The sequence below is a fragment of the Pirellula sp. SH-Sr6A genome (assembly GCF_001610875.1).
GTDB lineage: Bacteria > Planctomycetota > Planctomycetia > Pirellulales > Pirellulaceae > JBKCUI01.
In genome coordinates, this window is sequence record NZ_CP011272.1 from 1,454,571 (window position 1) to 1,481,533 (window position 26,963).

Annotated in this window: 34 protein-coding genes and 1 other RNA gene; 13 read left to right on the forward strand and 22 right to left on the reverse strand. The window is 53.6% G+C overall.

Features of this window, described 5'->3' with window-relative positions; genetic code table 11:
• Positions 1-6 precede the first annotated feature (6 nt).
• The 4 genes from VN12_RS05695 to VN12_RS05710 all read left to right on the forward strand — a co-directional run bounded on the left by VN12_RS05695 (position 7) and on the right by VN12_RS05710 (position 1,281).
• Entirely contained in the window at positions 7-240 is a 234-nt protein-coding gene (locus tag VN12_RS05695) for a hypothetical protein (protein ID WP_146675919.1), read from the forward strand.
• A gap of 252 nt (positions 241-492) precedes the next feature.
• Positions 493-708: a hypothetical protein gene (locus tag VN12_RS05700; protein WP_146675920.1), complete on the forward strand. Its 216-nt coding sequence runs from the start codon at positions 493-495 to the stop codon at positions 706-708.
• A gap of 18 nt (positions 709-726) precedes the next feature.
• Positions 727-951: a DUF4314 domain-containing protein gene (locus VN12_RS05705; RefSeq protein ID WP_205855198.1), complete on the forward strand. Its 225-nt coding sequence runs from the start codon at positions 727-729 to the stop codon at positions 949-951.
• Between the two features lie 12 nt (positions 952-963).
• Entirely contained in the window at positions 964-1,281 is a 318-nt protein-coding gene (locus VN12_RS05710) for a hypothetical protein (RefSeq protein WP_146675922.1), read from the forward strand.
• A 6-nt stretch (positions 1,282-1,287) separates the two neighbouring features.
• Here VN12_RS05710 and VN12_RS05715 read toward each other — a convergent pair whose 3' ends face one another.
• Together VN12_RS05715 and VN12_RS05720 are read right to left on the reverse strand one after the other, a co-directional pair.
• Complete coding sequence (locus tag VN12_RS05715) at positions 1,288-1,710, reverse strand: HNH endonuclease signature motif containing protein (RefSeq protein ID WP_146675923.1); 423 nt, start codon at positions 1,708-1,710, stop codon at positions 1,288-1,290.
• Positions 1,707-2,660 carry a DNA-methyltransferase gene (locus VN12_RS05720; protein WP_205855199.1) on the reverse strand — a complete coding sequence of 318 codons (954 nt, stop codon included), beginning with the start codon at positions 2,658-2,660 and terminating at the stop codon, positions 1,707-1,709. The genes VN12_RS05715 and VN12_RS05720 overlap by 4 nt, the downstream gene beginning before the upstream one ends.
• 519 nt (positions 2,661-3,179) lie before the next feature.
• Here VN12_RS05720 and VN12_RS05725 point away from each other — a divergent pair.
• On the forward strand, positions 3,180-4,289 hold the full coding sequence (locus tag VN12_RS05725) for an integrase core domain-containing protein (protein ID WP_168164241.1): 1,110 nt from the start codon (positions 3,180-3,182) through the stop codon (positions 4,287-4,289).
• Between the two features lie 109 nt (positions 4,290-4,398).
• On the opposite strand, the gene VN12_RS05730 is transcribed toward VN12_RS05725, so the two are convergent.
• From VN12_RS05730 to VN12_RS25705, 7 genes are all read right to left on the reverse strand, one after another.
• Positions 4,399-5,820 (reverse strand): phage portal protein, encoded by a 1,422-nt coding sequence (locus VN12_RS05730; RefSeq protein WP_146675926.1) that lies wholly within the window; start codon positions 5,818-5,820, stop codon positions 4,399-4,401.
• 71 nt (positions 5,821-5,891) lie between these two features.
• Positions 5,892-6,089 carry a hypothetical protein gene (locus VN12_RS05735; protein ID WP_146675927.1) on the reverse strand — a complete coding sequence of 66 codons (198 nt, stop codon included), beginning with the start codon at positions 6,087-6,089 and terminating at the stop codon, positions 5,892-5,894.
• 175 nt (positions 6,090-6,264) lie between these two features.
• On the reverse strand, positions 6,265-6,762 hold the full coding sequence (locus VN12_RS05740) for a GNAT family N-acetyltransferase (protein ID WP_146675928.1): 498 nt from the start codon (positions 6,760-6,762) through the stop codon (positions 6,265-6,267).
• On the reverse strand, positions 6,759-7,049 hold the full coding sequence (locus tag VN12_RS05745) for a DUF1778 domain-containing protein (protein ID WP_146675929.1): 291 nt from the start codon (positions 7,047-7,049) through the stop codon (positions 6,759-6,761). The genes VN12_RS05740 and VN12_RS05745 overlap by 4 nt, the downstream gene beginning before the upstream one ends.
• An 88-nt stretch (positions 7,050-7,137) precedes the next feature.
• The gene (locus VN12_RS05750) at positions 7,138-9,405 is read right to left on the reverse strand and encodes a terminase gpA endonuclease subunit (protein WP_146675930.1); all 2,268 of its coding nucleotides are present in this window, start codon (positions 9,403-9,405) and stop codon (positions 7,138-7,140) included.
• On the reverse strand, positions 9,395-9,601 hold the full coding sequence (locus VN12_RS05755) for a hypothetical protein (RefSeq protein ID WP_146675931.1): 207 nt from the start codon (positions 9,599-9,601) through the stop codon (positions 9,395-9,397). Before VN12_RS05755 ends, VN12_RS05750 begins: the two co-directional genes overlap by 11 nt.
• Entirely contained in the window at positions 9,598-9,771 is a 174-nt protein-coding gene (locus VN12_RS25705) for a hypothetical protein (RefSeq protein WP_168164242.1), read from the reverse strand. The genes VN12_RS05755 and VN12_RS25705 overlap by 4 nt, the downstream gene beginning before the upstream one ends.
• Positions 9,772-9,876: 105 nt before the next feature.
• Between VN12_RS25705 and VN12_RS05760 the strand changes: the two genes are divergently transcribed.
• From VN12_RS05760 to VN12_RS05795, 8 genes are all read left to right on the forward strand, one after another.
• Complete coding sequence (locus VN12_RS05760) at positions 9,877-10,734, forward strand: amidoligase family protein (protein WP_168164243.1); 858 nt, start codon at positions 9,877-9,879, stop codon at positions 10,732-10,734.
• Between the two features lie 282 nt (positions 10,735-11,016).
• A complete protein-coding gene (locus tag VN12_RS05765) occupies positions 11,017-11,274 on the forward strand; it encodes a hypothetical protein (protein ID WP_146675933.1) in 258 nt (85 codons plus the stop codon).
• A gap of 30 nt (positions 11,275-11,304) precedes the next feature.
• Entirely contained in the window at positions 11,305-11,562 is a 258-nt protein-coding gene (locus VN12_RS05770) for a hypothetical protein (RefSeq protein WP_146675934.1), read from the forward strand.
• 6 nt (positions 11,563-11,568) lie between these two features.
• Positions 11,569-11,808, forward strand: a complete 240-nt coding sequence (locus VN12_RS05775; RefSeq protein WP_146675935.1) for a hypothetical protein — start codon at positions 11,569-11,571, stop codon at positions 11,806-11,808.
• Positions 11,809-12,054: 246 nt separating this feature from the next.
• A complete protein-coding gene (locus tag VN12_RS05780; protein WP_146675936.1) occupies positions 12,055-12,369 on the forward strand; it encodes a hypothetical protein in 315 nt (104 codons plus the stop codon).
• An RNA gene (locus tag VN12_RS05785) (hammerhead ribozyme type II) lies at positions 12,369-12,436 on the forward strand. Before VN12_RS05780 ends, VN12_RS05785 begins: the two co-directional genes overlap by 1 nt.
• Positions 12,437-12,462: 26 nt before the next feature.
• Positions 12,463-13,047, forward strand: a complete 585-nt coding sequence (locus VN12_RS05790; RefSeq protein ID WP_146675937.1) for a winged helix-turn-helix domain-containing protein — start codon at positions 12,463-12,465, stop codon at positions 13,045-13,047.
• An 18-nt stretch (positions 13,048-13,065) separates the two neighbouring features.
• Positions 13,066-13,617: a DUF4314 domain-containing protein gene (locus tag VN12_RS05795; RefSeq protein WP_146675938.1), complete on the forward strand. Its 552-nt coding sequence runs from the start codon at positions 13,066-13,068 to the stop codon at positions 13,615-13,617.
• Between the two features lie 3 nt (positions 13,618-13,620).
• Here VN12_RS05795 and VN12_RS05800 read toward each other — a convergent pair whose 3' ends face one another.
• The 13 genes from VN12_RS05800 to VN12_RS05860 all read right to left on the reverse strand — a co-directional run bounded on the left by VN12_RS05800 (position 13,621) and on the right by VN12_RS05860 (position 26,929).
• A complete protein-coding gene (locus tag VN12_RS05800; RefSeq protein ID WP_205855200.1) occupies positions 13,621-15,012 on the reverse strand; it encodes a DNA modification methylase in 1,392 nt (463 codons plus the stop codon).
• A 58-nt stretch (positions 15,013-15,070) separates the two neighbouring features.
• A complete protein-coding gene (locus VN12_RS05805) occupies positions 15,071-15,301 on the reverse strand; it encodes a hypothetical protein (RefSeq protein WP_146675939.1) in 231 nt (76 codons plus the stop codon).
• Between the two features lie 287 nt (positions 15,302-15,588).
• A complete protein-coding gene (locus VN12_RS05810; RefSeq protein ID WP_146675940.1) occupies positions 15,589-16,059 on the reverse strand; it encodes a hypothetical protein in 471 nt (156 codons plus the stop codon).
• Positions 16,060-16,390: 331 nt separating this feature from the next.
• The gene (locus tag VN12_RS05815; RefSeq protein WP_146675941.1) at positions 16,391-19,036 is read right to left on the reverse strand and encodes a hypothetical protein; all 2,646 of its coding nucleotides are present in this window, start codon (positions 19,034-19,036) and stop codon (positions 16,391-16,393) included.
• 292 nt (positions 19,037-19,328) lie between these two features.
• Positions 19,329-19,712 (reverse strand): RusA family crossover junction endodeoxyribonuclease, encoded by a 384-nt coding sequence (locus VN12_RS05820; RefSeq protein ID WP_146675942.1) that lies wholly within the window; start codon positions 19,710-19,712, stop codon positions 19,329-19,331.
• A 116-nt stretch (positions 19,713-19,828) separates the two neighbouring features.
• Positions 19,829-20,293 carry a DUF669 domain-containing protein gene (locus tag VN12_RS05825; RefSeq protein WP_146675943.1) on the reverse strand — a complete coding sequence of 155 codons (465 nt, stop codon included), beginning with the start codon at positions 20,291-20,293 and terminating at the stop codon, positions 19,829-19,831.
• Positions 20,293-22,146 (reverse strand): AAA family ATPase, encoded by a 1,854-nt coding sequence (locus tag VN12_RS05830; protein WP_146675944.1) that lies wholly within the window; start codon positions 22,144-22,146, stop codon positions 20,293-20,295. Before VN12_RS05830 ends, VN12_RS05825 begins: the two co-directional genes overlap by 1 nt.
• Before the next feature lie 20 nt (positions 22,147-22,166).
• Positions 22,167-23,213, reverse strand: a complete 1,047-nt coding sequence (locus VN12_RS05835; protein WP_146675945.1) for a PD-(D/E)XK nuclease family protein — start codon at positions 23,211-23,213, stop codon at positions 22,167-22,169.
• A 23-nt stretch (positions 23,214-23,236) separates the two neighbouring features.
• The gene (locus VN12_RS05840) at positions 23,237-23,476 is read right to left on the reverse strand and encodes a hypothetical protein (RefSeq protein WP_146675946.1); all 240 of its coding nucleotides are present in this window, start codon (positions 23,474-23,476) and stop codon (positions 23,237-23,239) included.
• A 48-nt stretch (positions 23,477-23,524) separates the two neighbouring features.
• Positions 23,525-23,764 carry a hypothetical protein gene (locus VN12_RS05845; RefSeq protein WP_146675947.1) on the reverse strand — a complete coding sequence of 80 codons (240 nt, stop codon included), beginning with the start codon at positions 23,762-23,764 and terminating at the stop codon, positions 23,525-23,527.
• 103 nt (positions 23,765-23,867) lie between these two features.
• On the reverse strand, positions 23,868-24,452 hold the full coding sequence (locus VN12_RS05850; protein ID WP_146675948.1) for a helix-turn-helix domain-containing protein: 585 nt from the start codon (positions 24,450-24,452) through the stop codon (positions 23,868-23,870).
• 277 nt (positions 24,453-24,729) lie between these two features.
• Entirely contained in the window at positions 24,730-25,782 is a 1,053-nt protein-coding gene (locus VN12_RS05855) for a hypothetical protein (RefSeq protein WP_146675949.1), read from the reverse strand.
• Positions 25,715-26,929 carry a hypothetical protein gene (locus VN12_RS05860; protein ID WP_146675950.1) on the reverse strand — a complete coding sequence of 405 codons (1,215 nt, stop codon included), beginning with the start codon at positions 26,927-26,929 and terminating at the stop codon, positions 25,715-25,717. The genes VN12_RS05855 and VN12_RS05860 overlap by 68 nt, the downstream gene beginning before the upstream one ends.
• Positions 26,930-26,963 lie beyond the last annotated feature (34 nt).

Consider the following 26,963-nt stretch of genomic DNA (forward strand, 5'->3'; position numbering starts at 1 on the left):
CAGCCGGTGAAACACTTTTACGATTTGCGAACGGTGGATGACTTGGCCGAAGGCGAGATCGCAGTGCCAGAGCCAGGCATCACCTACGACCTGCGAACGATTAACAATCGCAAGCTCGACGTCGGCAGCGTGGTGGACGTGATCCGCCAAGGTCCCACGCTGTTCGCCCGAACCGCTAGCGGAGATTCGATTGCCGTCTCCGGCCACGGCGCTGCCATCTTGGTACCGCACGACTTGTAGACACGCCCGAAGCACGGAACGCTTCCCACCAATCGCCCCACGTTTACACCGTGTGGGCGTTTTCTCGTTGATGCGAACATAAGCCCAACCAGCAACACAACGCGACACGTCGCGGAACTGCGGTTCGCCGGCGCAGCCACATGTTTGGAAGAAATTCACAAAACATGCTCGCATGTTGGCTTGATGTTTTTGCGATTCGCTGGCTGACTGTTGAGGATCGTCTTTCGTTTCTCCAACAACCAGGAACCAACTATGGCCAAACCAGCCCTTGAGCCGGCAGCTCCCTACGAGAACCTGCACCTCGTAGCACGCGACTACCTCGATCGACTGCGTCAATCGCTCGATGCTATGCAACAACCAGATGACCCAAATCTGCGATGGCGGAAAGTTCACACGATGGCACAGGTCAACGCACGCCTGGCTCAAGCCGGCGAACTGCTCGACAAACTCAACCCAACCACCAAATGAAACAAGGAACCAATGACCATGCACACACGACTGAATAAAGGCGATCGCATCCGCTTGGTGTCGATGCCGCAAGATCCAGACCCGATCCCCGTTGGATCGCTCGGGACCGTCATTGATGTTCACGAGCATCACGATTGGATGCAGGTCGATGTCGATTGGGACAACGGCCGCTCCCTCATGCTGACGATGCCCGACGATTGTGTCGCCATCGTCGAACCCAACCACCACGAACCATCGAAGTAAGGAAGCCAACCTATGTCCACAAGAGCAACGATTGCCTGCAAGCAAGAAGACGGTCGCTACGCAGCGATCTACCTTCACTTCGATGGCTACCAAGACCACGCCGGCAGAGTCCTCAAAGAACATTACACATCGATCGAGTCGGCACGAACGCTGGTCGCAGGTGGCGATATTCGATCGCTCGCTAACGACGGAACGCCCGAACGATTCACCGACGGTAATCGCACGGTTGTCATGCCGACGCGCGCGGCTCTCCACGAGTTCGCGAGGAACTGCGGCACCGAGTATGTTTACGTTTTCGAGGACGACGCTTGGCATTGTCATAGGCTTTGATGGGCTTTACTGATTCGATGAGTTTTGTTTTGCACGAAGTTTCCGATTGCGTTTCGCGATGACGGCGAGGTCCGATAGACAGCGCTTGCACACCCCCATCACACCGTTGCGTCCCTTGTATTCGTAGAACTCCGTGTCGACGGGCCGATACCATTGGCAGCGCCGACAGCGTTTCAACCAGCGGCTGCCAACTCGGATGCAACCGCTGTGAATCCGCTTGTGCTCCAAGCGAGTCACCAGCATGAGGTTCTCAAGTCGGTTATCGAGCTTGTCACCGTTGCGATGGTGTAGCTCCATGCCTTCAGGGATAGGCCCATGGTGCGTCTCCCAGACGATTACATGCTCAAACCTTTGCTTCCGATCCTTGCACGTGATCCGTCGATAGCCGAACGGCGTGATTGAACCTCTGGCCGGTGACCGTTGCGTCATCGCATGTTCTCCTCTCGCGCCTTCATGGGGATCGGAGATTCGCCCGTTCGTTCCAAGACCGCAGGGATACCTGTGAAACGCTGGAAGCGATCAACGATGACATCACAATACAGCGTGTCGAGTTCCATCAAGAACGCGTTGCGACCGCACTGCTCAGCGCCGATCAGCGTTGAGCCACTGCCACCGAACAGGTCGAGGACGTTCTCGCCTTGAACCGACGAATACTGCATCGCGCGGACAGCGAGTTCAGCCGGCTTGCCCGTTAAATGTTCAAGCTGTTGCGGAGGGATCTTCTTGACATGCCAAAGGTCCGTGATGTTCTTCGGTCCATAGAACTTATGGCCGGCACCTTCTTTCCAGCCATAGAACGCCCATTCATGCGCGCCCATGAAATCTTTTCGCGTCAAAACTGGATGCTGCTTGTCCCAGATGATTGATTGCGAGAAGTACAGCCCATGCTTCTTCAGTACCGGTGGATAGTTGCCGCAGTTGGCGTAGCCACCCCAGATGTAGAAGCAGCGACCTGGCAGTAAGACTCGGGCAATGTTTCCAAACCAATCATCAAGCAGCTTGTCGAACGCCTCGTCGCTGACGAAGTCATTTGCAAGCGGTCGATCCTTTGGACGAAGCTTCTTGTGAGTCGCTGCATGTTTTGGTTTGCCCGTTTCGTGATCGACACCAAACGAAGCGGCGTTGCCTTGTCCTTGCTTCAGCCGGCCCGATGCCCCATCGTTCGAGAACGAAGACAAACCCGCAGCGATCGCGTTATTCGATCGCGGTTCGACCTTTACGTTGTAGGGCGGATCTGTGTTGCACAAGTGGATCGCAGCGCCGGCCAAGAGCCGATCTAAGTCCGCCGGCGACGACGAGTCACCACAGAGTAGCCGATGGTTTCCGAGGATCCAAAGATCGCCTGGTTGGGTAACCGCTTCGTCTGGCGGCTCCGGCACATCGTCTGGATCGGTGAGCTTCCAGGCAACCCACTGATTCCGATCGCGAATGCAACTTGGACAATTCTGGTCGATAGCTTCAAGAGGCGGTTGGGGTGCGGAACCTCCCCGGACCGACCCTGATAAGGAACCTTCTCGGAGAAGTCGATTTCGCAACTGCTTGAAAAACGAGGGCTTACGGAGTTCGAGACCGAATCGCTCGGTCGTAAAAGGTGTGCCGCGTTACGGAAAATCTGCTTAACAGTCAGGACTTTCGCTGCGCGCGTTTTTAGTCATTTTAGCTTTCCGCGACCTGCACATAAGTTCTTGTTTGAACAGTCGTTAACCGCTTTCGGGTTACATCGGTGCCCCGCATCGGTCTCGAACGCATGCGACATACTACTTAGCAATCACTGCGAACCGGCTGCACCGCCATGAAGCAGTTGTTACATGCAGCCGTCGAACTATCCTAGACCCACATCCGGGGTGCAAAAAGTGCGCTCCGCCTATGTATTTCTCGGGAATTCACGGCTTTTCATCATGGCAAGCTTCCGCAACGTTTACACATCCCTCTTGCTCGTCATTGCCGGGTCAACGGACAGGGAACTTGCCCGCCAGGTCAACTACCTCAAGGCGGAGAACCAAATCCTTCGCAGTCGGCTTCCTGGTCGGATCAGTCTAACTGAACGCGAGAAGAACCGCCTGATTCGTTTTGCCAAAAATCTTGGTTCGGCACTCAATGAGTTGGCCACGATTGTTCACCCCGGGACCATCCATCGCTGGATTCGCGAAGCCGCAGCAAAATCCAAGGCGCGCCGAAAAGGCAAAAGCGGCCGTCCCCGGACTGCAAAGGATATCGAGAAACTGATCCTTAAACTGGCCAAAGACAATTCCTGGGGCTACACCAGGATCCTCGGCGAACTAAAGAAACTTGGGATCGAATCGGTAACGCGCAACACGGTCAAAAACATTCTCAAACGCAATGGCTTCGAGTCAGGCCCTAAGCGAGGACCGGGCACTTGGGACGAGTTCGTCAATCGCCATGCGAAAACGCTTTGGCAATGCGACTTCTTCTCGAAGAAGATCGTTTCGAAGGCTGGCCTTCGAGACATCTTTGTTTTGATCTTTATCAACGTTGAAACACGTCGCGTCTACATTTCGCCGTCGACCTACAAGCCAGATGAGCAATGGATGGTTCAGCAAGCGACAACGTTTATCGAGTCGACAAAGGCGGGAGGTCCGAAATGCAAGATCCTGATGCTCGACAACGACGCAAAGTACTCCAAGCTGTTCATGGACGTATTTGAAAAGGGAAAAATCAAAATCCAACGAACTCCGATCCGATCCCCGAACATGGTCGCCTTTGCCGAACGATTCGTTCAAACGATCAAGCAAGAATGTCTCGACCATTTCGTCGTTTTTGGCCACAAACACATGGACCTCCTGTGCCAAGAATTCAAAGACTACTATCACGAAGAACGGCCGCATCAGGGACTGGAGAACGAGCTTGTGATTGACGGTACGAGAACGAAGAAACGATCGAAGTCTGGAACGACACAATCCGAAGCCGTATCGATTCCGATTTCTGAGATTCGTTGCAAAGAACGGCTCGGTGGACTGCTCAAGAGCTATAGCCGCAGAGCGGCGTAGCTCAAGTCATCGTTCCACTTCCTTTGATACGTTCACTTCAGGTTTGTGCTTACTGCTGCGCACGACGCGAACATCCATCTGCACCGCAGCCATCTGTGTCCAAAAATGATCAATGTGCTATCTCAAACGTGATTCCAACTGCTCTCGATCCCTTACCTATTTCGTTCGGAAAATCACCTTGCTCGATGCAATCTAGTTTTTGCACAGGGCGCAGAGTGGTCGTATGATTGGCGAGGCGGATTTTCTGGGCATTGGCTTCTTTGGCTGGGTCGACATGCTCATGTCCGTCCCAAAACCATTGATGCTCGAACGACGAGTCGAGAGTGCGAAGCGAGTTAGGCAGATAGCCTTCGATGAGAACCGCTTCGCGCAGCCATGCGTACAGAATGCGATCCAGAATGGTGCGAGCCATTTGAGACTGCTCGACACGGATCGACTTGAAGTAGGTTTGATGGTCGAGTCGCCCAGATGCGTAGTTGTAGCCCGACGAATTTCCAGCGGCGACATTGAACGGCATGTTCAAACAACGTGCGATTTCGTTGAGAATCTCACGCTTGAACTCGGCGTACGTGGTCGCCGGTTGCTCAGCGTGCATCTGAGCCATCTTCCAACCGCCAGGCATCGTTAGGAGCGCTCGCTTCTCCAGTTCGATCGGCTCGAACGGTTCCGCGGCGTCGGCTTCGCCACCTGCGGGCGCGTCGGTGTAGAGAATCCCGGCAAAGTCAGCTGCTGTTTCTGCGGCAGCAAGCACTGCTAGAGTGAATCGACGAAGTTGTGCGAAGAGTGGCAGCGCTGGCGTAATGTCAGGAATACCACGAATCTGCCCTGGCCGATCACTGCGAAAATAGTGAAGGACCGAACTGGCGTCGATCGTGTCATAGTTCTCTGTCAATGAGAATGCGTCATCACCTGGATGTTCTCGGAGCACATCGTATGAAATCGGATTGCCATGCTCATCAAAGCGGATGCCATCGAGATAGCGATAGCTGTCAAAGGCCAAGAGAGGCGAACTAACCTGTTCGGCCTCGACCAGCTTTAGATCAAGTTGAACCGGCGAATCAATTCTCGGGTTACTGGTTAGCAAACCAAACGATTCACCGTCTGAAACGCGAGCAAGCCGCATCGTGCGTAGTTTCTCTGCGAGGCCAACTGCATCAGCCCAAGCAAAGAACTCCTGTTCAACAAAACGGTTGGCAAACGCATCCGCAGTCAGCATCTGCAATCGAGGTCCGGTACCAACACAGTCGTTGGCCAGAGTCAGCGAGATACCGCGAGCATAAGAATTGTTAGCGATCTCGTATCGCGAACGGTTGCGTAGCGTGCGACGCACTTCAGGGCTATTGGCCGCACTGGCCGATAGTCCGTCAGCGGCTGCCCAGTGGCGAACGTTGTCGACCGTGGTGGTCGCAGCGTCATAGCGTCCCAGCAGTCTCATCATCGACCAGGGGTGTCGGGTCGAGCGTCCACGGACGAGCGATCGATCAACTCGATCACCGTTCTTGCTCAACATCCTTGATAACAACTTCAACATCCGTGAATCAATCCCTACTGTGAAACCCGACACCCCTGCCAATAGAAACAAGCTCGATCAGGTGCGAACGATTAGTCCGCACCCGGTGGCACGAGCTTGTTGAATCGAAGACCACGCTTTGGTTGAGAGGCGGCTGCCTTGGACGCTAGATACTTGTCTGCCGCGATCTGCTCGGTGAGCTTATGCTGCTCGACGCTTCCGGCATCGCCCGATGCCTTCGCGGGTGCCTTCGCACTCTCGCGAATGGAGTCCCTCAGATCGTCTGGCATTAGAAGTTCCGTCCATTGTCAAAGGTAGCTGTGTCTCTCTACCCCTTGAACTACTCACGAAACATGCAAACTGGCGAAAGCGACGGACAGAATTTGGGAAATAGTTTGATTCACAGCCTACATGACGTGAACGAGAGCCATGACTGTGGGACTTAGCGCGGTGAATGCCGCTAGATTAGAGTGTCTCTGCCGTCAGCATTGGAAGAAACATCCGATCAGGTAATTTCGGTAGCGAGATAAAACCGAACTTCTCATAGAAATGCGTTGCGGTTTCCCCTTTGGAATCGACAACGATAAGGCTTGCCGCGATCTCACTTGCCACTCGGACGCATCGTGTGATTGCATCGGACAATAGTAGCGTGCCGACGCCAGGCTGATTGATGTCTCGAGCCAGTCGTCCTATGAGTATCGCGGGAATCTCGGGATAGCGGGGAAGTTTTCTTGTAACCTCATCGGGTAACTCAGCAAGGGCTACCGATGTCGCACACAGAGTGTAATAACCGATCACTCGCTTCGGCTCCATGCTCTTGACCAAGACAAAGACCGCCGACGCCTTTCGTTTCACATCTTGTTTCGCATACTTGGCTAGGTATTCGTTGAGAACTGGCACGCCACAATCAAATTGCGATCGATCGTGTTGATTGCCAAGCGGTTCACAAACGAAGTCGCTCATCGACTTTCGACCTGCTTGCGATAGCTCTCCATGGCAAGCTTCAACTTCTTGTTTGGCTTCTTGGGTGCAAGAAGTGCCTCGACCAGAATTTTGCTTTGCGCTTGGTCCAAGTGCACCTTCTCATGCTCATCGATCACTTTCTTTGCAGCGACTTCAACATGAGCGAGTACAAATTCAGAAACAGTCCGACCACTGAATGCGGCAGCCCGCTCGATTAGATCTTTCTGCTCTTGAGACACTCGAGTCTCGATTCGAGCCGACTTTGAGGTACCGTTCACAGTTGCCATCACTTGCTCCTTGATTCACTACTACTGTACGGCATATTTCCGTACAAGTCAATTTGAATGGGTTTCGCTTCCAAAGCGAGAAACCACATCAAACCCGTCGTCGCCCCTGCATTTCCTTGAAACTCAGTCGATTTCGCTTCTCGGGAACATCTCGATCGGTACCAAAGAGCACAACGCCTTGCATGGATGCCGCAACGGCAGTGCCTACCAAACAGTCGAACCAGTGGTTGTCGGGCTGCTCGGGTCGCTGCTTCCATTCGTCAACTGATCGGCCACGCCCTTCCGTTTTGATGAAATATTCGGACGTGAGATGCTCGGAGAGCATACGGTGGGTTTCGGCGTTGCTACCAAAAAGCGATAAGCAGCCGCGATCGCCCATGGAGACTCGCATTCGAGCGTTGATGAATGATTTCCACCAGTTGGTGTCATAGAGCACGTGTCGGATGGCGCGCTTGCCATTTACGTTGGGCACGCGCCAGTTGAGACCGACCCGGTCTCCGGGCCGACGTCGATACTCGCTGAACGGTTGACTTGAAGCACCTACGAATCTCCCGTGGCTCGGCATGATCACGGCGGCATGTTTGGATTGCCGGCAGAACTGATAGACCACATCAGTCGATTGGCCCCAGTTGGCGTCGATCAAGCAGCGACCGATTCGCATTGCAGCCCCATCGTCTCGTTGCCACTCGCGATCGAGTAGATTGGATGTCAGCGATTCAAGGCCGGCGTAGATCGATCCCTCGAGCCCAGTTCCCATTGCCTCGGAACTCAACGTTTGCCGAGCTTCCCGTAATGTGAAGTACGGACGCTGCTGATCGGGATAGCAACCGTAGTCAATGATATAGCCTGTGAAATCATCCTCCCAGGCAGCGACTACATAGAAGAGCAATTTCTGCTGGACGTCGATGAATGCGGTGAGGTGGTTTGCTCCGATGGAAACCAAGCCGCGATCCAAGCGGTTGATCTTGCTTGCAACCTCTGCGGGTTTGAGCATCCCATCGCTAACCGTCTCGGCTGGCAGCGGTTGGTTCTGGTATTCAGCGAAGAACGCAGCTTCATCCTGAAGCTTGAGGTTCATAGCATGCTGGATTGCCGAAAGTTCATCGTAGTTAAATCGCTCCTGCCAAGCGACAACAGCGCCGTCATCCATAGCCGCTTGGTTCTGACGATAGAATTCGGTGGCTGCTTCACCACCATCACCACCTCGCATCCCTTCCGCGCGGATCTCGGCATAGCGTTCCCAAAGTGTTTCGTTCTTTGGGAAGGAGTAAACCATCTTGGTTCGTTCGCCATTCCATTCGGGATGTCGATTGCGATCGAGGATATTGTCGGCCATATCACCAGGGCGAATCACCGTGCAGGGCATGATGCCTGAGATCTTCTTCCCCGGGCCAGCCAAACCGAGCACTGCACCGGCAAGAATGCTTTCGCGATTTGCACATTGCGAAAGCGAACGCGCACTCTCATCGGTTTGCGGGTCATCGAGCACCACGAGGCTTGGACGGACCGTTCGACCATCGGGGCGCTTGAACTTCATTCCACGGATACGACCGGTTAGGCCAGCGACCTTGATAATCGCTCCGCTGGCACTGCTACCTTCGATGGTTGGCAGCACAACCTCTTTGGCGGTCCATCCGATCTGCGTGCGTTTGCCTTTATAGAGCTGACCATTCGCGCGATTTGAGATTCCATCGAGGGCTTGGATGGGAAAACAAACCTCGGGGAAGTCGGCTAAAAGCAGCTCGTTGCTGTCGAGTTCGGTTTTGATCGAATCGAGCATGTCGCAGGCGTGGCCTTCGTCGCTACCGATCAGACAGACGAAGTTCCGATGTCCGTAGAGCACTGCCCAGATGCAAGCGACTTCTGCGATCGACGATTTTCCACTGCCACGTGCCATCGCCAAGGCAAACAATCCCCCATGGACAACAGCTTGCTCAATTTTGTTGATGACCTTGATATGGTCCGGAGACCATGCGAGATGAAACGTGAGCGGAAAGTAGGTCTCGCAAAAGTATCGGAAGTCTCGCGATGCGCGATCTTTCCGATCGGGATTGTCTACCACCGGAAGTTCACCGATATCTCGGCCGGCTAGCGCGAGCGCTGCGTTGCGTGCTCGAGCTCGCTCCTTCATCGCTTCGTACGAATCGACCCCTGAGTTTTGTTTGGGAGTATGGCGTACGACGTGCATCCAGGCGCAGTAGCGAAGGAGGTCGACCGTCTTGTTGTCACCGATACGGGCGCCGGCGCGTTGCCGATGACGATACAACTGCCGCTCGCTGATCACCTCGCCTAGCGGCGTTGAGTTGAGCAGCCGGCATAGCTCACTTGGCTTTAGTTTTCGAGGATCACTCGCCACGGCCCATCTCCTTTGCTTGCCAAGCGCTATAGTTCACGAGGTTGATCGTGCCATCGGCGTTCGCGGGCGCACCTTCATGGAGATCGCTTCGGATCTTCTCGGCATCGATCCGTTCTCGGTAGGCAGCGGACAGAAGTTTCGCGGCTTGTTCGATCGAGAGTCTCGTCGGATCGACCGGCTGTTTGTCTTCACTCATCGCATTCCTCCGTGACTTGGTAGTTCAAAACGTGGGGCCACTGTTTGCGCCGTGTCGCGTTTCCCCATCCACTTCGCCTGGTTATGCGAAGCATGTTTGAACGCGACGGTGGCGTAATGTTGGGGCACCGGTGGCTTCTCGAAGAACATGCGAAATTGCTGGAAAAACATGATGCAATTCGCTGGATGATTCCTCTCCCGCAAGGCTTCATGTGTGTTGTCGCGACGCGAAGAACGCGACGAAACACAAACCTTGCACCCCAGAGGAACATCACCATGAACGCAAACGAAATTTTCTTTGGTCTGGAATTTGAGACGACGCTTCCGAACAGTGACACCACACCAATCGGCCCCTACCACAACGGATACCAAGTCCCTTGGTTGCCAAACGGATGGAAAGCGGAACGCGATGGTAGCATCCGCCCTGAGAGCCCATGCCGCAAAGGATGCGAGTTCGTAAGCCCCAAGCTGAAAGGTTACGATGGCCTCAAGGAAATCGAGGAAGCGATCGACCAAATCAACGCTCGTGGGGGACGAGTCAATTCGAGCTGTGGTCTCCATCTTTCGATAGATTGGCGTGGCGACGCAGCGGCACTCGCACGACTGATCTCCCTGGTTGGCAACCACGAGAAAGCGATTTTCGCGAGTACTGGGACTCGCCGCCGCGAACAAACGATCTACACCAAGCAGATCAAGCAATACGGCGACAAAGACGCTGCGAAGAATCGATGTGAAGCGGATCGCTACCACCTGCTGAACCTTACCCACCTCGCTGCCGGTAGAAACCGTATCGAATTTCGGGCTTTCGCAGGAACTCTCAACAAGACCAAGGTGGTCGGATACCTGATGATGGTTTTGGGATTGGTAGAGCTGGCCCTGAACACCAAACGCTGCAGCGATTGGGACTACATCAAGAAGGAAGGAACCAAAAGCTGCTGGGATAGACCAGGCGCCGGCCTTGGGGAAACGGAGATCAACCGATTGTTCTACCGCCTCGGTTGGACCAAGGGTTGGTACAAGGGCGCTCTTCGCGACAAGGTTTACGGGGAGATCACAGGGGAAACCAAACCGGATTGGAAGGCGATCAAGACCAAGCTGATCGAGCTTGCCCGCAAGTACGACCGCGCGGCCTAGGACTAATCCAGACGAAACGCCGGGAAAACAATCCCGGCGTTTTGACGTTTTCTGGCCCACCATTTCGCCAGTATGGCGTCGGCTTGAGTAGTTCAAAGATAGTGGGCAATCGTCTTCGGCGTCGTCGCATATCGCGTTTTGTGCGACATGTCGCAGATCAGAGAAACCTGTGAGATTTGCCATTAATCCTCGCATGTTCGGCTTGAGGTTATCTAAACCGCATGGCTCCATGGTGTCATCGCGTAAGCGATTCGAAACCGAGTTCCCAACGGAGACACAAACATGACCAACGCAAGCAACCCACACGCAGCGACCGACGCGACCCTTCGCCAAATCTTCAAGGCGATGGACGCCCACCAAGCCCAAGAGATCCGCGAAGCCTACTACAAGGCGATCGAGGGACTGATGACCTTGGCTGAAACCCTCGAAGTCGCCGACGCACAACAAACCCCCAGCGCCGGCCCGCTTCTCACCGAACACTTCCACGCGGTCCAAGCGTTGGACGCCATGAAGAACAGCCGCCTCGGCAAGATCCTCTAAACCCAAGAACATAACGAAGGAGAAATCAACATGAAGCTCGACACCTTGATCGAAATCCTGAACGACTACCGCGAAGAGTTCGGAGGCGACGCGGAAGTGCGATTGATGACCCAGCAAAATTGGCCCTTTGAGAACCGTATCTGCGGTGTAACGAGCGGGCGCGACATGAACGAATCGGATGAGGACGATGACCAAGATGTCGCTGACGACCAAACGGTCTACATCGTCGAAGGGGGGCAAATCTGCTACGGCAGCAAGAGGGCTTGGGAAAACTACAAGGATAGCTGAACGCAAATGTATATCGGACAACTTCATTTGGTAACCGACCTCGAAGACGGAGATCGGGCCTATCCAGAGGCGAACGTCTCGTACGAAATCGAATCGATTGACGACTCTTCGCTCAATACGACCGTCGCGTATGTCGAGCGACGAGGGAATCGGCTGATTGCAAGAGGATACAACGGACGGGATTACGCCGTCTCGGGCGTCGATGGTTACGAACTTTACGCGGTTCGAAAGCCGCCACAGCGATGATGATTGCCCGCTTCGCGACATCGCCCCACGTTTGCGACGTGAGGGCGTTCTTTTCTCGATTGGCGTCATTTCCCCCAGATGCAATGCGATGCGACTGTGGCCAAACGGTTGCGACTGTGGGGCTCGGAAACATTCTTCAAAAAAGCATCGAACTACTTTTTGAATTGCCTTGCTGTTTATCAAAGTGCATGGCTCATGTGTGTATACGCCCCAACGAATTGATAACCCAAACGAAGAGATGCATAGATGACTCAACACGACCTCGACCTGACGATTACCAAGATCAGCCACCGAACCCCTGGAGCAGGAGGTTCTTGGGTCCAAGGGAAGATCAACAACGAATACCGATTCGATGCCCTGGTCTTCTCGGAACACGCGGAATGCGAATCGTACGAATTGGGAAGGAGCAAGATTTCGAAGCTTTGGATCCAACGCCTTTCCGATCGCGCGGTGATGTTCAACTTCGACCGCGGGTTGGATGTCGCTGCGGTCAACACCGAGGTTCAGGTGGTGGTTGATTTTCTTTGCGAAGGACTCTCCGACTTGGTCTTTGGTTCCTAAGCCGAAACGCGGAAGCGATCCGCGTCGCCGATCGGTGGTTCGATCGGCCTGAAGACGGCAGCCAACCACGAACATGAACAAGAGGTGATCAAGATGAAGAAGGCAGACGTAAAGATCGGCGGCAAGTATTACGCGAATGTTTCCGGCAACCGTTGTGAAATCCGAATTGATGCTGAGAAACCGCGTGGCGGATGGGATGCCACGAATCTGGCCACAGGCAAGAAGATTCTTATCAAAAGCGCACAGCGTCTTCATGGGGAGGTGACGACGCGAGCCGGCCAAGCCAAGGTGACCACCGAGGGAAATGTCACCGTGGTCGAGAATGAGCCGGCAACTGTCGAATCGTTCGGGGAGTCCGCGACCAAGGTGGCCGTTCTTAAGAAGCCTCGTAAAACCAAACCTGCTGCAAACGAATCGGCGGCGGCCGAAACAGCGGCGACTGGGAAAAAACGAATGAGCTGCATCGAAGCGGCATTGAAGGTCCTCTCCGAATCCACAGAACCCATGAACACGCAACAGATGATTGCTGCCATGGAAGCGAAGGGGTACTGGTCGAGCCCGGGTGGAAAAACTCCCCACGCGACCCTCTACAGCGTGATCCTTCGCGACTTGGCCAAAGGCGATTCGAGCCGGTTTGTAAAAGCCGAGCGCGGACGCTTTACAGTCTCCACCAAATAAGCCGAAGGCGATGCAATCATGCGAATTCGATTGAAGAGTGGCGACCGCATACGGTTGGTCTCGATGCCTGATGATCCCGATCCAATCCCGGTCGGGATGCTTGGAACCGTCACCGAGGTTCATGAGCATCGAGACTGGATGCAGGTTGAGGTGGATTGGGACAACGGCCGCTCCCTGATGCTGACCCTTCCCGATGACTGTATTGAGATCATCGATTCCCAGAACTCCGAATCCTGTAGGGACCACACCATGTCGACGCGAGCAACGATTGCCCATTCCGATAGCGATGGGAGCTACCACGCTACCTACCTGCATTTCGATGGATATCCGGAACATGCAGGGGTGATTCTCAACCAATGGTACAACTCCATCGAGAAGGCCTCGGCGTTGATCGCCGGAGGAGAACTGCGAAGTTTGAACTCGAGCGATGGGGCACCCGAGTATTTCTCTCGGGCACAACCCCCAAAGCATCTCTGCGACCGGATGTCGCTCATGACGTTTGCACGCGGCTGCGATGCGAACTACCTTTACGTCTTCGAAGACGGGCATTGGCACTGCCACAAGCTTTAGCTCTTACTTGGCGTCCGCAGCACGCATCGGAATCGGAGACTCGCCGGTCCGCTCCAAGATCGCCGGCTTGCCAGTGAATCGCTGGTAGCGATCAACGATGACGTCGGCGTAGAGGCAATCGAGTTCCATCAAAAAGGCATTGCGACCGCATTGCTCGGCGCCGATCAAGGTCGAGCCGCTACCACCGAAGAGATCAAGCACATTCTCGCCAGGGAGCGACGAATACTGCATGGCTCGTATCGCAAGCTCCACAGGCTTTTCGGTGAGGTGGATCATTGATTGCGGATTGACCTTCTTTACTTGCCACAGATCGGTTGCATTGTTGGGCCCGTAGTACTTATGCCCCGCCCCTTCCTTCCATCCGTAGAACGCCCATTCATGCGCGCCCATGAAGTCTTTGCGTGTCAAAACAGGATGCTGCTTGTCCCAAATGATCGATTGGGAGAAATACAAACCATGCTTAGCAAGGAACGGAGGGTAGTTGCCACAGTTGGCGTAGCCTCCCCAGATGTAGAAGCACCGGCCAGGCAACAGAACGCGTGCGATATTCCCAAACCACGCATCGAGCAATCGATCGAACTCGTTGTCGCTAACAAAGTCGTTCGCGAGGGGGCGATCCTTAGGCCGGAGCTTCTTATGCGTTGCAGCGTGCTTTGGTTTCCCCGTCTCATGATCGACACCAAAGGAAGCAGCGTTCCCTTGCCCTTGCTTAAGTTTCCCCGACGCAGCGTCGTTGGTGAACGAGGATAGGCCGGCCGCGATCGCGTTGTTCGATCGTGGTTCCACTTTGACATTGTACGGAGGGTCAGTGTTGCAAAGATGAATCGCATTGCCGGCCAATAAGCGATCTAGATCCGCAGGACTCGAAGAATCCCCACAGAGCAAACGATGATTTCCGAGGATCCAAAGATCCCCTGGCTTAGTGATCGCAGCATCTGGAGGTTCCGGGATTTCGTCCGGGTCGGTCAAGCCTTCGTTGACTCCGGTATCCATCAGCTTCGCAAGTTCCTCCGCGTTAAACCCAAGCAGCCCGAGGTCGTAGTTTGCTTCCTGCAATGCCGACAATTCGATCGGCAACAGATCGTAATTCCATTCCGCGATCTCAGCGGTCTTGTTATCTGCGATGCGGTAGGCTCGGACTTGCTCAGGCGACAGGTGCGCCGCTACAACAACGGGCACTCGCTCGAGTCCGAGCTTCTGCGCGGCTTTCAATCTTGTATGCCCGACGATGATGACACTATCACTATCGACAACGATTGGCTGTGAGAAGCCATACTCCTTAATCGAAGCAGCGACGGCGTCAACGGCTTTATCGTTGTTGCGGGGGTTGTTTTCGTAGGGACGAACGCGATCGAGGGTCCACATTTCAATCTGCAATGCATTGATGGTTGACATACTGGTATCCTTCCGTGATGGACTCGTGTTGGAAATAGATCTCTAATCTTTGGTGGAATTACTTGGCGTTGATGGGCTCGGGCTTCGCTTTCAACGCGTTGACGTTCACGTTTCTCGACGCCTTGCTTCGTACTTTTCGAAGCGCACGTTTCAACGCTTCATCCCAGGTTGTTGGCTGGGGCTCTGATGGCTTCGAATCCACCTCGCCCGCTTCGCGTTTTGCAATCGAGCGTCTGGCTGCTGCATTGAATCGCTTCAATTTCCGGCGCATAGATGTGCCGAAATCCATGAAAATCTCCTTGTAAAAATGGGGCGGAAGTCGCCCGGACCCAAAAAACAAACTCTGTCTAGTAAGGCTCCTGTTCCCGCGGCCCTAGAACGCGTTTTAGGGCGGGGTAGGACCCATTACTATTCGTTGCACCGAAGCTGCTGAGTGCCACTTTGGCAGACGCAACGTGGGGGCCACTGTTGGCCCACTGACGCGTTCTCCGGTTGGTTTGGCGTTCCATACGAATGCGGTGCTTCGGTTGCGACGTGCGCTAACGTGTGCGATTCGTTGCGATTGCGCTTGGTTACTCATGAGTAGTCTCGGATGATATTGCCTGCTGCCTTCCAGAGTTCGTTTGCATTCGTTGGCGTCCAGTTGCGAACGTTCTCGGCACCACCACCGGCGCCATGCCCCATTTCCCAATAGGTCACATCGGGATTGATTCCGAATGCGGCTGATGCGTCGGCAGGAATCGTTTCCTCATCGCCGTTTGGCTTGTTACTAGCGCCAAAGGAGAAGTCCATGCAGCGCCGGCCAGCAAACGCTGCAACTTCGTCAAAGGGTTGCACGTCGATCAAAAGCACATGGGTGTCAGGGCACTCGGAGTGCCCGCATGGAAACTCCACACGGAAGCTTGGCGTCCAACCAACGAGGTCAAACGGCTCATAGTCCCACTTCCATTTCGCTTGATCGAAGAAGCACGCCCATTGCGCTTCCAAACGGGAACGGAACTGGACGCCGTTGTAGAAGGTGGACCGAGACTCAAATGCGTGATTCATATCGCGGGTACCTTTCGATTTTGGGGTGACTGAGAAATGTGGTTTGAGGCATTCCCGGACGTCCGGACGTTTAGGACGTGTTTCCCTATACGATCTACATACGGGAAAATACACATACGTTTACCCGTCCAATAACTAACTCCTGACAAACGTCCGGAACGTCCGGAACGTCCTAAACCGCCAATGAAAATGCTGGGTAAAACGTTAGGACGTTTCGAAATCTTTATGTCCGGGAAATGTCCTAAACGTCCGGAAGTGGACACTGAGCCTCGCATGTGGGAGCAGCGAAAGTGATCGAACGCCGAACTGCTATCAGCGATTGTGATACTGATCATGAAAACAGCTCCATTTCCCGGACGTTCCCGGACGTTTGATTTTCAACGTCCGGAAGTCCTAAGCGGTCATTGTGGGCCGACTCAACGAAGACCTGGTACTGGTTGTATTGGCCGTTGAACGAGCGCTTGAATACCGCGAAGGTGCCGTCATCAAGCTTGAAACGCTCGCCAACGAATCGCCCTGCCAGCTTGCCCATGCGTGTGGTCTGAGAGCGAGGAGTCCCGTCACCGAGTTCGGATTGCAGCACAAAGTGCTTGTTTGCGAGGTCGGTTAACTCAGACGAAGACCAGATCCCCTGTGGATGATGCGCAAGCGCCGTAACGAGCTCTTCGAACTCGCGGCGCGTCTCATCCATTTCACTGGCGGCATCTTCGGCATTGGTCATGAAGTCCGGTTCACCATTGGCTTCAAGAATTCCACCGATGATGTTGCCCCAGCCCTTCTTGTTGAATCGAGTTTGGATCTTGGCTAGAGGCATGCCACTGGCTTTCCAGCGTTCGACCATGTTTACCAGCTCACCGAGCAGTTGCAGCCGATGCGTTTGAACGTATGCCTCGGGATCATCCATCGAGAATGAACGCCTAGATGGGTCGCCCTCGTATTCCAGGTTGATAACAACGCAGCGAGTGATAAGGTCGCGACTCACATCAGGCGAGTTGGCGGTGATGCAGAATAGATGCGAGTTCTCAGCGCGAATCTCTTGCGAGAATCCTAGCAGACGAAAGGACAGAATCGGATCGGTGATGGATCGCTCGAGGCAGGCGGAGTCGATCTTTGGATTGCGGCCGCGTGCCTTCGCGTTGTCGATGATGATAGTCGTTACACCACGTCTGACAATCGTTCCCAGTCGCTTCTCGAACTCTTCGTCGTTCGCGTTATAGGATGCAGTCTCCACATGATGGCCATCCCGGAGGATTGCCAGAATCTGTGCAAGAACCGATTTGCCTAGCTCGGGTTGATTCCCGTTGAACAGTACAGCAGGCTTAGAACCGATGAAGCGTGAGACTAGCAGCCCCGTTAGCAGGATACCTATGTAATTAGTGCGATCGGCCGGCTTCCGCCAACAGAAGTCTCGCAGCAATGCGTCGAGATGCTTGGTCCCCTCAACGGGCTCGATGTTAGGACCAGCATAAAAGAAACCAGTCTGGGGATCGAAACCAGGACTGACCAATCGCCAATCCTCTGTGTAGATCGGATTGTGGCTAAACAGCCGGATGGCTGGAAGGCGTTCTCTTTGCCCCACATTGTTGAGCCAGGTGTTCGCATACGAGGATGGGAGCGGCTTGTACTCACCCCCATCGTCATTCACGAAATAGAACTCGACATGCTGGTTGAGTAGACCTGTCAATTCCGCCGAGGAGAGAACCGGCGAGATCGATTGCTCCCTCACCACGACCATTTGTTCCACCCGATTGAAACAGGAGCCGGTGGCAAGTAGTCGGTCGGTGATCTGGTCCATGGTCGTGGCAACAGGCGTTGATCGCGAGTCGATCGTAATGGTTCGTCGTTCTTCGGACTCATCTGCCTGCTGGCCATCCGTTGGCGCAGCTACTGTAGGACTTTCCTTTGGCAAACGCTTTTGCAAGCGATCGCACAACGTAGCCCGCACATCGTACTCGCCACTTTCCCAGGTTAAGTCGAAGTAGCGGCGACCTTGCTCTGCGAACTTACCCACCGATTGCAGTCGATGCCAAACCTCATCCTTCTCGATCCCGTTTCGAATCGCATAGCAGCAGACTGCGAAGTCAGCCTCGGAACGTGCACCATCGGGAGCGATCGCACAAGCCGCAATCAACTCCGAGAGCTTGTCCGATTTTCCAGCCGATAGTTTGCGAACAGATGGCAAGGGCATCGCCTCGATCTGCCGCCGGCGCTTGGTAGATTCGCTCGTCTTTGCAAACTTCTGAAATGCCTCGAGGGAATACCGCCTGGTTCCATCACATTCGATTAATTCTGCTTTGCCCGGTGCGCGACCATTACGTTGATCTTTGCGATTCAATGTGCCAGGAAGCCGGAGCAACCGAGTGAGGTCCGTTGTATGATCGGCGCTGATGGCAGACGCGATGCCAGTTAAAAGGTCTTGGGCCTGAAGTGCTTTCGGGCTTGTTTTGGTCAAATGATGGCGTTGATCCACAAAAACACGATCATTACCATCCAGCATGTATCGTCTCGGCTTCTTTCGCCCATCGCTGCCGAGAGCCCATTCCGTTTCAATGGGAGGCGGATCGCCCGCGTCGTCGATTAGGAATGGGCGATCCAGCAGCCAGTAAAGATGCACACCGTTCCCACTGCTAACGATCGCCGTAGGTGTAGGCATCGACTGCGATGCGCATCGTTCAAGGGACTGTGCAACGGTGCATCCATCAATATCGGCCCACAGGCATCGAATAACGCGAATCTGCCAAGCGAGGTCGAATCGCCCTTTGTTTCCTACTCGGGGGCAGACTCCGAAAAACAAGTTCGTGCGCTCCGACTCGGAACTTGCTTCCAATCGAGCCAGTGTTTGTTCAAGAGTCGTCGCCTTGGCGGGCCGATAGCAAACATTGCGATAATCGACGCGGCTACGTTTTCGTCCACTTTCATTCCAAGTCTCCACGGGACGAAAGAGGATGAGATCGGACGGATCATACAATGTTGTCAATAAGGTGATCGCTGGATGAGTCAAGCTGCGCCACCCTTATTTGCTTGGTCGCTGGCTGGTACCCTTACTCCCATCGATTTCAAGACTCGCAACCCATGGTCCGTTTCACAAAACCGAACCACAGGCTCGTTCTCATCTGATAGTGATGCAAGCTGAGCCCAGCTAACGCTTTTCCATTTGCGACAGCGGTATGCACGAATGGCAATCCCAGAATCATCGAAACGAACAACAAGGTTTAGACTTGGGAAATGCCGGACGATTGGGCGACTGAAACGGGTGAGTTGCGACATGGCTAGGCGATCTCCATGCTGGGAGAAAGCGATTGCGACGTCTCATCGCTGAGTTGAACCCTGATTGTGCCGCTCTTCTGCGCTTCGTGCTTGATCGAGAGTAACCAGACAACTTGCGAGTCATCCCAGAAAGCGCCGGCATGTTGTAACGCATCGAGTACAGATTTTTGTACGTTATCTGCGTCGCGCCGACGATCATCCGGCGGGGTTATGTCGATACGAATCGCTAGCGGTCCCATCAAAGGTTTGATACCAGCGGCGATCGCCATTCGTCGAACCTGATGACGATAGGTCCTCGCATCCTTTGAAAGCACGGGACGTCCTTGGTAGTAGCTGAAGTAATGATTTATCGACGGTGGGTAAGGGAGTGTGAGCTCGGTAACCATCCCTGCTTCCTTTTGCTGAAATAGAAAAAGCTGGAACGGAGCGAATGGCCGATTAGCAACGACTCATTCGCTTTGCCCGTCCCAGCCGCACCCGTGCGAACTCAAGCCGCTTGTGATCAGAACGGTATATCCCCTGATGATGGGACTTCACCGCTTGATGCCGCAGCAAGACGAATGCGTCGATTGAAGTAGACGTTGGTGTAGTCACCACGAGTCCGCTTCGTGACTTCCAAGGTCACATCGAGCAGTTCTTCGAGTCGCCCAGACAATTCGCTGAATTTGGAAAGTTCGATCCCCAGCGTTTTTAGGTCTCCCTTTACATAGGGAATCGACGCTTGGGTGATGACCGAGTTCTTGAAGATGTGGCGGCCGGCCTGGGAGCCAGACATCACTTCCAAATCGAACTTAATCATCGGATCGCCCTTCTGACTTGACTCAAGCTTCACCGACTCGATGCGAGCTTGATACTTGCCATCGGGGACTTCGTCGTACTCCGGTGCCTCCGCAGTTTCGAACTCTTCATCGAACGACGACAAATCGACCGAGGGATTGTTGGGTTCGTATTCTTCGTAATCGCTCATTACTTAACAGCCTTTCCTGCTGGGGTGCTGCCCGGATTGGAAGAAGACGCAGCAGAGCCTTTGCCGGGCGCAGGGCTCTGTGCGGTTGAATTTGATGTGTTGCCGCTGAATGCCGAATTGAAAGCGGCATAGCTCAGTGGCAGCATTTCTGGCAAGCGACCCGTGCGATCGCCGGCTTCGTAAGTGGGATGCGGCTTGGTTCGGAGCACGCGATCGACAACAAGATTGCCTGCAGCGTCCTTACGCGAGACCGAGTCACCGTAGAGGATGATGTCGACTAGGCCCAACACAACGTTGCGAGCCCGATCAGGCAAGCTTGGGGTCGTTTTGGTGTATTCCCCGGTTCGCGTTTCAATTGTCTTGTCGACGGCATGCGAAATGAGAATCAAGCCGTATGGCAAACTAGCCAAACGCGTCAGTACTCGATGCCATTCGTTCTTGACCAGAGCCCAGCCTTTGCCGTGGCCCATGTCCCCTTCGTACTCGATGCCATGTTTGGCACAGACATAGTCCGAGCACATCTTGAAGGCGTTGTCGACCGTGTCGATCACCAACGTCTTGAAGTTGTGATCACCCTTGGCGATGAGTTTGCAAGCTTCCAGGAATGTTTCCCACGAATAGGTTGGCACCTTGAACACTTCCAAGTGATTAAGACCTGGCTCGCATTCGAAGAACATCGCCTCCGGGAATTGGGAAGCAAAACTCGAGTTATGAACGACGAAGTCGTTGGCTACGAAGTTATGAGTGTCCGGAATTGTGAGATCGTAGATTCGACCGGTGCCCAATGGAACAATACTCTTGATGCGATCAAAAAGTATGTTCCCCTGACGATCTAACTGTGTTGAAGCGGCGCGAATGGAGTATAAGCCTTGGCGAAGTTGCTCAGCCGCGATTTGCTTCTCGCCAAATACACCGATGTCGTCCAGAAATCGCAAGATGTCTTCTTTGGCGGCGATGTACAGCTCTGCGCCGTACAGCTCACCATCGATAAATCGATCTCGCATGAGACTGACGATTCCAAATCGCAGTAGCAGATGCTGAACCTGTCTCACCATTCGAATTGACTTCGAACTGTATGAGACCTTTTTCTTTTCGACCGAACCATCACAGCTAAACAAGCGATTCAAAAAGAGTGCCATTCGCTCTCGTTGAAGACCGAATACAAAATCGGGAATGAATTTATCGCCAGATCGCAAGCCGTCGATGCCATGTTCTCGAATGAATCGCAAGACATTATTGCGACCAATACGCCCACCCTTCACTCGCACCTGTGGGATGCCTTGATCATTGACGAACTCAAGGAATTCATCGCCAATCGATTCAACGGCCTGCTTGAAATCTTCGCGAACTTCTTCGTCAACCTTCGTAAATACTGGACTCGTACCGCCGAGGCTCCCATCAGCTAAGAGGTAAGCCAGGACTTTGAGAAATTCGGGTTCTGTCCGGACTGTACCGAACAGTGACGAATACTCAGCGACGACACCGATTTTGTCATTCTCTTTCAATACGCTTAGCGGTGCCCATCCTTCGCGGGTTAAGAAGGGATGCTCAGCAGTCGCATCGATAGTGCGGCCTGACTGCGTCGTGATCCGAAACAACATGGCTTCGCCGTTGTCGATGTAGTCGGTTGGATCAGCTGACTTGATGATGCCGGCCATCCCCATCGATAAGACTGTGCCTTCCTTGCTGGTCACAAGGTCTGCCAAGGTAACTGGCTGCCCAGAAGTTGGGTCATATAGGACTGTATTGCCAGCGAGACACTTGCCTAGTTTTGGAACGCCATAGAGCAAGATCGACTGCTTTGCCAAGTCGGTGGTCGGCCTGGTCTTGGCTGTTGGTAGAGTCAGTGTCATAAATGAGAATTCCTTTCAAATCAGAACGGGGGTGCTTCAGAATCAACACGAGATAGCTCTTCGTTAGGGAGAGCGATCTCGTACAGGTTGTCAGCGACGTTTGGATTGAATCCCGACTGGCAATACGCTAAGTACTCGCAGGGTCGTTGGTACGAGAAACAGTTCGAGGTATTCAGCAGCCATTTGCCACGTCGGCGGGCATCGAGGTATTGCTGCGTGATCTCCCAGACCTCGTCTTGCAACATGGCGAGACGGTCTTCGGAGAGATAAATGAACTCGCGATGGAAGGCCTCGGGACGGGAATACCATTCCGTTAGCCGGACTTGGAACTCATCGTCGGTCTCAGGCATCTGCCGCTTGGCGGTTGACTTGCCGCTCTTGTTCTTGGCTGCCAATTCGGCTTTGCGAGCCTCGTACTCTTCCTGCGTTTCGCCTTTCCCTTGCTTGAGCCGACTCTTGAGCAACACGTTGTAGATGACGCCCACGATCGGATAGCCCAACTCTCGTAGGTAATGGCAGTACAAGGCGATTTGAGTGTCGGTCCACAGTTTATCGAGATAGCTCGAATCAACCGTGGATGCCGTTTTATGCTCAATCAGGTACAAACCATCGTGGCAATGAACGATGCCATCAACCTTGCCAGCGATACGGAATGTTTGACTTTGCCGACCCGTATCAGGGTTGCGGATCTCGCCGACGAACTCCTTTTCCACTTCGACAATCTCGAACTCTTCGATTGCATAGCGTTCGGCGTAGCCACGGATCATCGCCGTTGCTAGATGCCACTGAACCATCTGGTTCGAATCAGCGAGGCGATCTTCAAAAGCATCATCAATGTACGTGAGCACATCGCGTAGCCGCGATTCCGCATTTTGCGACCGATACCAAAGCTCGATCGCCGTATGGATAACGCTCCCGAACGACAACGCCTCTGCACGCTCACGCGGTCGCAATTTATCGAGATAGCGGTTCTTATACTTTCTTGGACAATTGCGAAACGTATTCAGCGCTGAATAGGTCAGTAGCGTCTTGTCGTTCGCAGCGGATGGCGCAATAACTTGAGACATGGTTTTTCCGTTACAGAATCGGGCTAATTGAATTGGGAATCGGTGTTAGTCACTTCGTATATGCATGGCTCTTCAATGATGATTCCATTCAGTCGCTTCACGCCACGCTCAAGAGCCAGCTGCGCTTCGCTAACTTTCAGTGATGCGTTGATTCGCGCACAGTCTCGGCAGATGCGGTTTCCAGCGCCGCTTGATCGAAACTCTTGATTGCACTTGAGGCAGCGTCGTTCTCCGGGATCGGTTGGTCGTAATGGCTTGTTCACGGTGTCACTTTCAAGAGGCAGGGATGAGGACGCGAATCAACCAGGCAGCTAGAGCAGCTCGAGTTCCTCGACCTCGAAGTTGCGTTCCTGGTCGGAAGTGACCAAGTAATGCTTGAAGTCGATCTTGGTAACGAAGCGGCTTGGCTCAACCAGTTGGTCTCTCAGTCCCGAACACGCTTCGTTGAACTCCCTGGATGCTGCTTCGAAATGCTCAACAGCACGCAGGTACCGTCCGACTGCACGGGAAACGTTGACACGGGTCTCGACATTGGTTGTGGATGCTGACATGGATCTCTTCATTGCAGTCACTTGGGAATGGTGGGTTGATTTGCCCTCTACCTCTTGAACTACTCAGCAAAGTGGCAAACTGGCGAAAGACTTTCAAAACTTTTCAGGCGATGTACTCGCGGAGTCCTTCTGCCTCGAATTGATCGGCGATCTGCCGGATCCAGCATCGAAGGGTCGACCTTGGGACGCCCATGAGTTCCGCCACCCGAGGTAGGGAGTGTGTTTTTCGCAATTCAAGCATCTGTTGCCATTGTTCAGGCAGTCGAGAAATCGCGATGGCAAGATCGGAAGCCAAGTCTTTCAATTCGTTGACCGGCTTGCGGTCGATTTGCAACCTGGCGTCACAGATCGACTCATCGAGCGTGTACTGCAAATCGATGGGACTCTCACCGGGAATGGGTACAGGCACATTCAATGACTGGATTTGACTCTGGCCTTTGAACAGAGACGCACCGTCCCTGATCAGTGTGCTGGTTTGTCGTTCAACGACGGTGGTAACAAAAACGTTTCGGTGAGCGATCTGCGGGTCAAATGAGGGCATTGCCTCTATGACCTTTGTCAGAAGAGCGTGCTCGATCGATTCTAGATCCTGCTCTGAAAAGCCAGCCCTCTTCACGATCTGCATTGCTTTGCGGCGAATGATGCCGCGGGTGAACTTGTCGTTGATAACATCAAATGACTGGGACATGCGTGCCATTCCTTGGCCGGCACACCAGCACAGCGTCCTAGCGACAGACCGTCCCGAAGGGCTTGGAAGCGGTGCTGATCTGCTGCGGCAAGGGAGACTTGTCGAAGCGTCGTTGGCCTGTCGCTCATGACTGACGACATGTCGCTGCTAAGCCGAAGAATCTCGAAAGTTGCTTGGCAGGTAATGAATTGGACAGCGAAATCGCGAGGCTTTCGAAGATAGGAAAATCCAAGAAATCTGCGAACGACTCAGCGACATGTCGCTGCGACAAGCCAGGTCAGGGTTCTGGATCGAGAGCAAAAAGAGTCTGCCAACCGCAGCGATCGGGCATCCAACGAATCGGATCGTCGGAAATGCCGAAGAACTCACAAAGCGTTTCGCTAAGCCGTTCTTTACGTTTCTGGTTTTGACGGCTGGCACCAGGTGATGTCCAAGTCAACGTGCCATAGCTTTTCGCAAACGCTCGCAACAATTCCCATTGAACATTCGAGCGTTTGTTGCCAGCCCGGGAGAACCCCATCTCGGTAAAGTGGTAGCGACCAACCACACCATTGGCTGTAATGGAAACAGTATCAATATCCAGAAACCGAATTTTGATTGCTGACCAGGAACAATTTGGTGGAGTTGGGAATCCTGGCGCGGTGATTTTGGCTGATTGCTTCGGCAGAAACTGCTGTAGAAAGGACGTGATGCTCTCCAGAACCGGTTGGGTAAACGCAATCGCGTTCGATTCCGTAGGCTGAGTTACCTCGGCAAGAGATAGCAACAAACCGCGCCGTTCATGCAACAGACGACCACAAAGAGAGTCGATCGGTTTGGTTCGTAGACGCAACACTACAAACGGCTGATTCGTTTGGTCGCCTATGGTAGTTAGAGTGTCCAACAATGGCCCTGACGCTAAGAACAGAGGGAACGCGAATCCCATTTGTGGATGCGCAGTCCCCCAATGCCAAACTGACCTCGTGCACGCAGAGGTTGCCGAGCGATGAAAACCACTTTGACAGCAGAGTGAATCGGCCACTCGCACCCAATCGATTCCAAAGACTGTAACTTCAGCACGGTCAATGGATCGGCTACGATGCGAGTCCTCATCGTAGATCAAATATCGATAAGGCTCATCTTCTGCAACTTTGAGCCATCGGCTCCTATCTCCCTGCCATGGAACCGCGCTGGCAACCTCCTGAGTGGGAACGAGCCAGCGTCTGGCTTGTTCGAAATCAGTATCTAAGAGGATCCGCCAGTGTGCGAGAGACGTTCGCTGCTCAGGCACCGCGGCTGCTGTGAGCCAAAGACGCTCCACCCAGCTTGAATGGCACAATGATTTTGCCATTGGTAAATCCTCGATCGTTCAGAAACAACTCGATAATGTCCGCATCACCATCGCGGGTGTAGACGGCGATATTCGGCGGCTTAATCGTTACCGATCGAGTTCTTCTTCCATCGATGAACCGCAATTCAATCCTGGCTTCTACGATTCGAACATCGATATCCAGACCCTCGTAGTACGCGATCCGTTCATCGAGGATATCAATCAAGTTATCTCGCTTCATTGTGACCAGTTCCGGCTTCGCGCCCGCGATGAAGAGGGTCACTGACGTCAGTGTTGCTGAAAGTAGTTCAGGTACGTTGACCACGGACAACGCAGCCTCGCTATTCTGTCGCAGTGGTTCGGTCGTCCAGATGTCACCTGGCGGGAACAAATTTTCGTCACCGAAGAAGAATCTGCCAAATGAGGAACGATACATCTCCTTCTGAATCGCAGTTACAGCATTGATTTTCAACTCACCGGTTAGTCGATTGAACTGCAGCAAATCTTCATGCAATGGCTGAAAACTCAAGATGTCGCGTACTCCATCGACTAAGACATCTTGTAATTGCCAAGGCCTACCATGGCTAACCGTGAGATCGAGGGAATCGCCGCTCAGCAGCATCGCCGCATGGGTACCACGGCCGCACTTTTTTGATTCAAAGTACGATCCAACGGCACTCTCAAAAGCAACGCGGCATCGTTCCAGTGGCTCTTGCAAGCTTGGTACAAAATCACTGTTTGCTTGAAAGTACGAGTACGTTCGCCGAGTCGCTAACGACTGCAGGCGATGAATCGTCTCGACATGGTCACGATGCCGAAGGATTGCTTCAACCGCTACATCGGCAGGCATGATTCTTTCGTCACGATGAAAGGCTTCGGCTAACTCGTCGATCTGATGGAGCAGGGTTTCCATCATTGATTCGCGAGCCAACTCATTGACCATGTGTACCGCACGCATCAATTCGGCGGGTGTCTGACCGTCGGGAGCTCTAAGTATCTGGCCCAAGAGCTCGAACTGTGAATCGGTTAGCTTGCTTCCTAGTGGAAGCTCTAGGCCTCGTGAGGCGATATATTCTTTGTGGGGCGAGAGAAACTTCAATAACCGATCGTTTTGGACGGATTTCAGCACTCGCAAGTTGGTAAATCGTTGGTACTTGGCTGTGGTCATGTGATGCTCGAAAAAAATTAGTAGATCATGCGTA

Bases quoted from the DNA above. Each gene is read 5' to 3' on its own strand.
- VN12_RS05700 (WP_146675920.1), top strand. From the start codon at position 493: ATGGCCAAACCAGCCCTTGAGCCGGCAGCTCCCTACGAGAACCTGCAC.
- VN12_RS05705 (WP_205855198.1), top strand. From the start codon at position 727: ATGCACACACGACTGAATAAAGGCGATCGCATCCGCTTGGTGTCGATG.
- VN12_RS05710 (WP_146675922.1), top strand. From the start codon at position 964: ATGTCCACAAGAGCAACGATTGCCTGCAAGCAAGAAGACGGTCGCTAC.
- VN12_RS05715 (WP_146675923.1), bottom strand. From the start codon at position 1,710: ATGACGCAACGGTCACCGGCCAGAGGTTCAATCACGCCGTTCGGCTAT.
- VN12_RS05725 (WP_168164241.1), top strand. From the start codon at position 3,180: ATGGCAAGCTTCCGCAACGTTTACACATCCCTCTTGCTCGTCATTGCC.
- VN12_RS05730 (WP_146675926.1), bottom strand. From the start codon at position 5,820: ATGTTGAAGTTGTTATCAAGGATGTTGAGCAAGAACGGTGATCGAGTT.
- VN12_RS05735 (WP_146675927.1), bottom strand. From the start codon at position 6,089: ATGCCAGACGATCTGAGGGACTCCATTCGCGAGAGTGCGAAGGCACCC.
- VN12_RS05740 (WP_146675928.1), bottom strand. From the start codon at position 6,762: ATGAGCGACTTCGTTTGTGAACCGCTTGGCAATCAACACGATCGATCG.
- VN12_RS05745 (WP_146675929.1), bottom strand. From the start codon at position 7,049: ATGGCAACTGTGAACGGTACCTCAAAGTCGGCTCGAATCGAGACTCGA.
- VN12_RS05755 (WP_146675931.1), bottom strand. From the start codon at position 9,601: ATGAGTGAAGACAAACAGCCGGTCGATCCGACGAGACTCTCGATCGAA.
- VN12_RS25705 (WP_168164242.1), bottom strand. From the start codon at position 9,771: ATGTTTTTCCAGCAATTTCGCATGTTCTTCGAGAAGCCACCGGTGCCC.
- VN12_RS05760 (WP_168164243.1), top strand. From the start codon at position 9,877: ATGAACGCAAACGAAATTTTCTTTGGTCTGGAATTTGAGACGACGCTT.
- VN12_RS05765 (WP_146675933.1), top strand. From the start codon at position 11,017: ATGACCAACGCAAGCAACCCACACGCAGCGACCGACGCGACCCTTCGC.
- VN12_RS05770 (WP_146675934.1), top strand. From the start codon at position 11,305: ATGAAGCTCGACACCTTGATCGAAATCCTGAACGACTACCGCGAAGAG.
- VN12_RS05775 (WP_146675935.1), top strand. From the start codon at position 11,569: ATGTATATCGGACAACTTCATTTGGTAACCGACCTCGAAGACGGAGAT.
- VN12_RS05780 (WP_146675936.1), top strand. From the start codon at position 12,055: ATGACTCAACACGACCTCGACCTGACGATTACCAAGATCAGCCACCGA.
- VN12_RS05790 (WP_146675937.1), top strand. From the start codon at position 12,463: ATGAAGAAGGCAGACGTAAAGATCGGCGGCAAGTATTACGCGAATGTT.
- VN12_RS05795 (WP_146675938.1), top strand. From the start codon at position 13,066: ATGCGAATTCGATTGAAGAGTGGCGACCGCATACGGTTGGTCTCGATG.
- VN12_RS05800 (WP_205855200.1), bottom strand. From the start codon at position 15,012: ATGTCAACCATCAATGCATTGCAGATTGAAATGTGGACCCTCGATCGC.
- VN12_RS05805 (WP_146675939.1), bottom strand. From the start codon at position 15,301: ATGGATTTCGGCACATCTATGCGCCGGAAATTGAAGCGATTCAATGCA.
- VN12_RS05810 (WP_146675940.1), bottom strand. From the start codon at position 16,059: ATGAATCACGCATTTGAGTCTCGGTCCACCTTCTACAACGGCGTCCAG.
- VN12_RS05820 (WP_146675942.1), bottom strand. From the start codon at position 19,712: ATGGTTACCGAGCTCACACTCCCTTACCCACCGTCGATAAATCATTAC.
- VN12_RS05825 (WP_146675943.1), bottom strand. From the start codon at position 20,293: ATGAGCGATTACGAAGAATACGAACCCAACAATCCCTCGGTCGATTTG.
- VN12_RS05830 (WP_146675944.1), bottom strand. From the start codon at position 22,146: ATGACACTGACTCTACCAACAGCCAAGACCAGGCCGACCACCGACTTG.
- VN12_RS05835 (WP_146675945.1), bottom strand. From the start codon at position 23,213: ATGTCTCAAGTTATTGCGCCATCCGCTGCGAACGACAAGACGCTACTG.
- VN12_RS05845 (WP_146675947.1), bottom strand. From the start codon at position 23,764: ATGTCAGCATCCACAACCAATGTCGAGACCCGTGTCAACGTTTCCCGT.
- VN12_RS05850 (WP_146675948.1), bottom strand. From the start codon at position 24,452: ATGTCCCAGTCATTTGATGTTATCAACGACAAGTTCACCCGCGGCATC.
- VN12_RS05855 (WP_146675949.1), bottom strand. From the start codon at position 25,782: ATGGCAAAATCATTGTGCCATTCAAGCTGGGTGGAGCGTCTTTGGCTC.
- VN12_RS05860 (WP_146675950.1), bottom strand. From the start codon at position 26,929: ATGACCACAGCCAAGTACCAACGATTTACCAACTTGCGAGTGCTGAAA.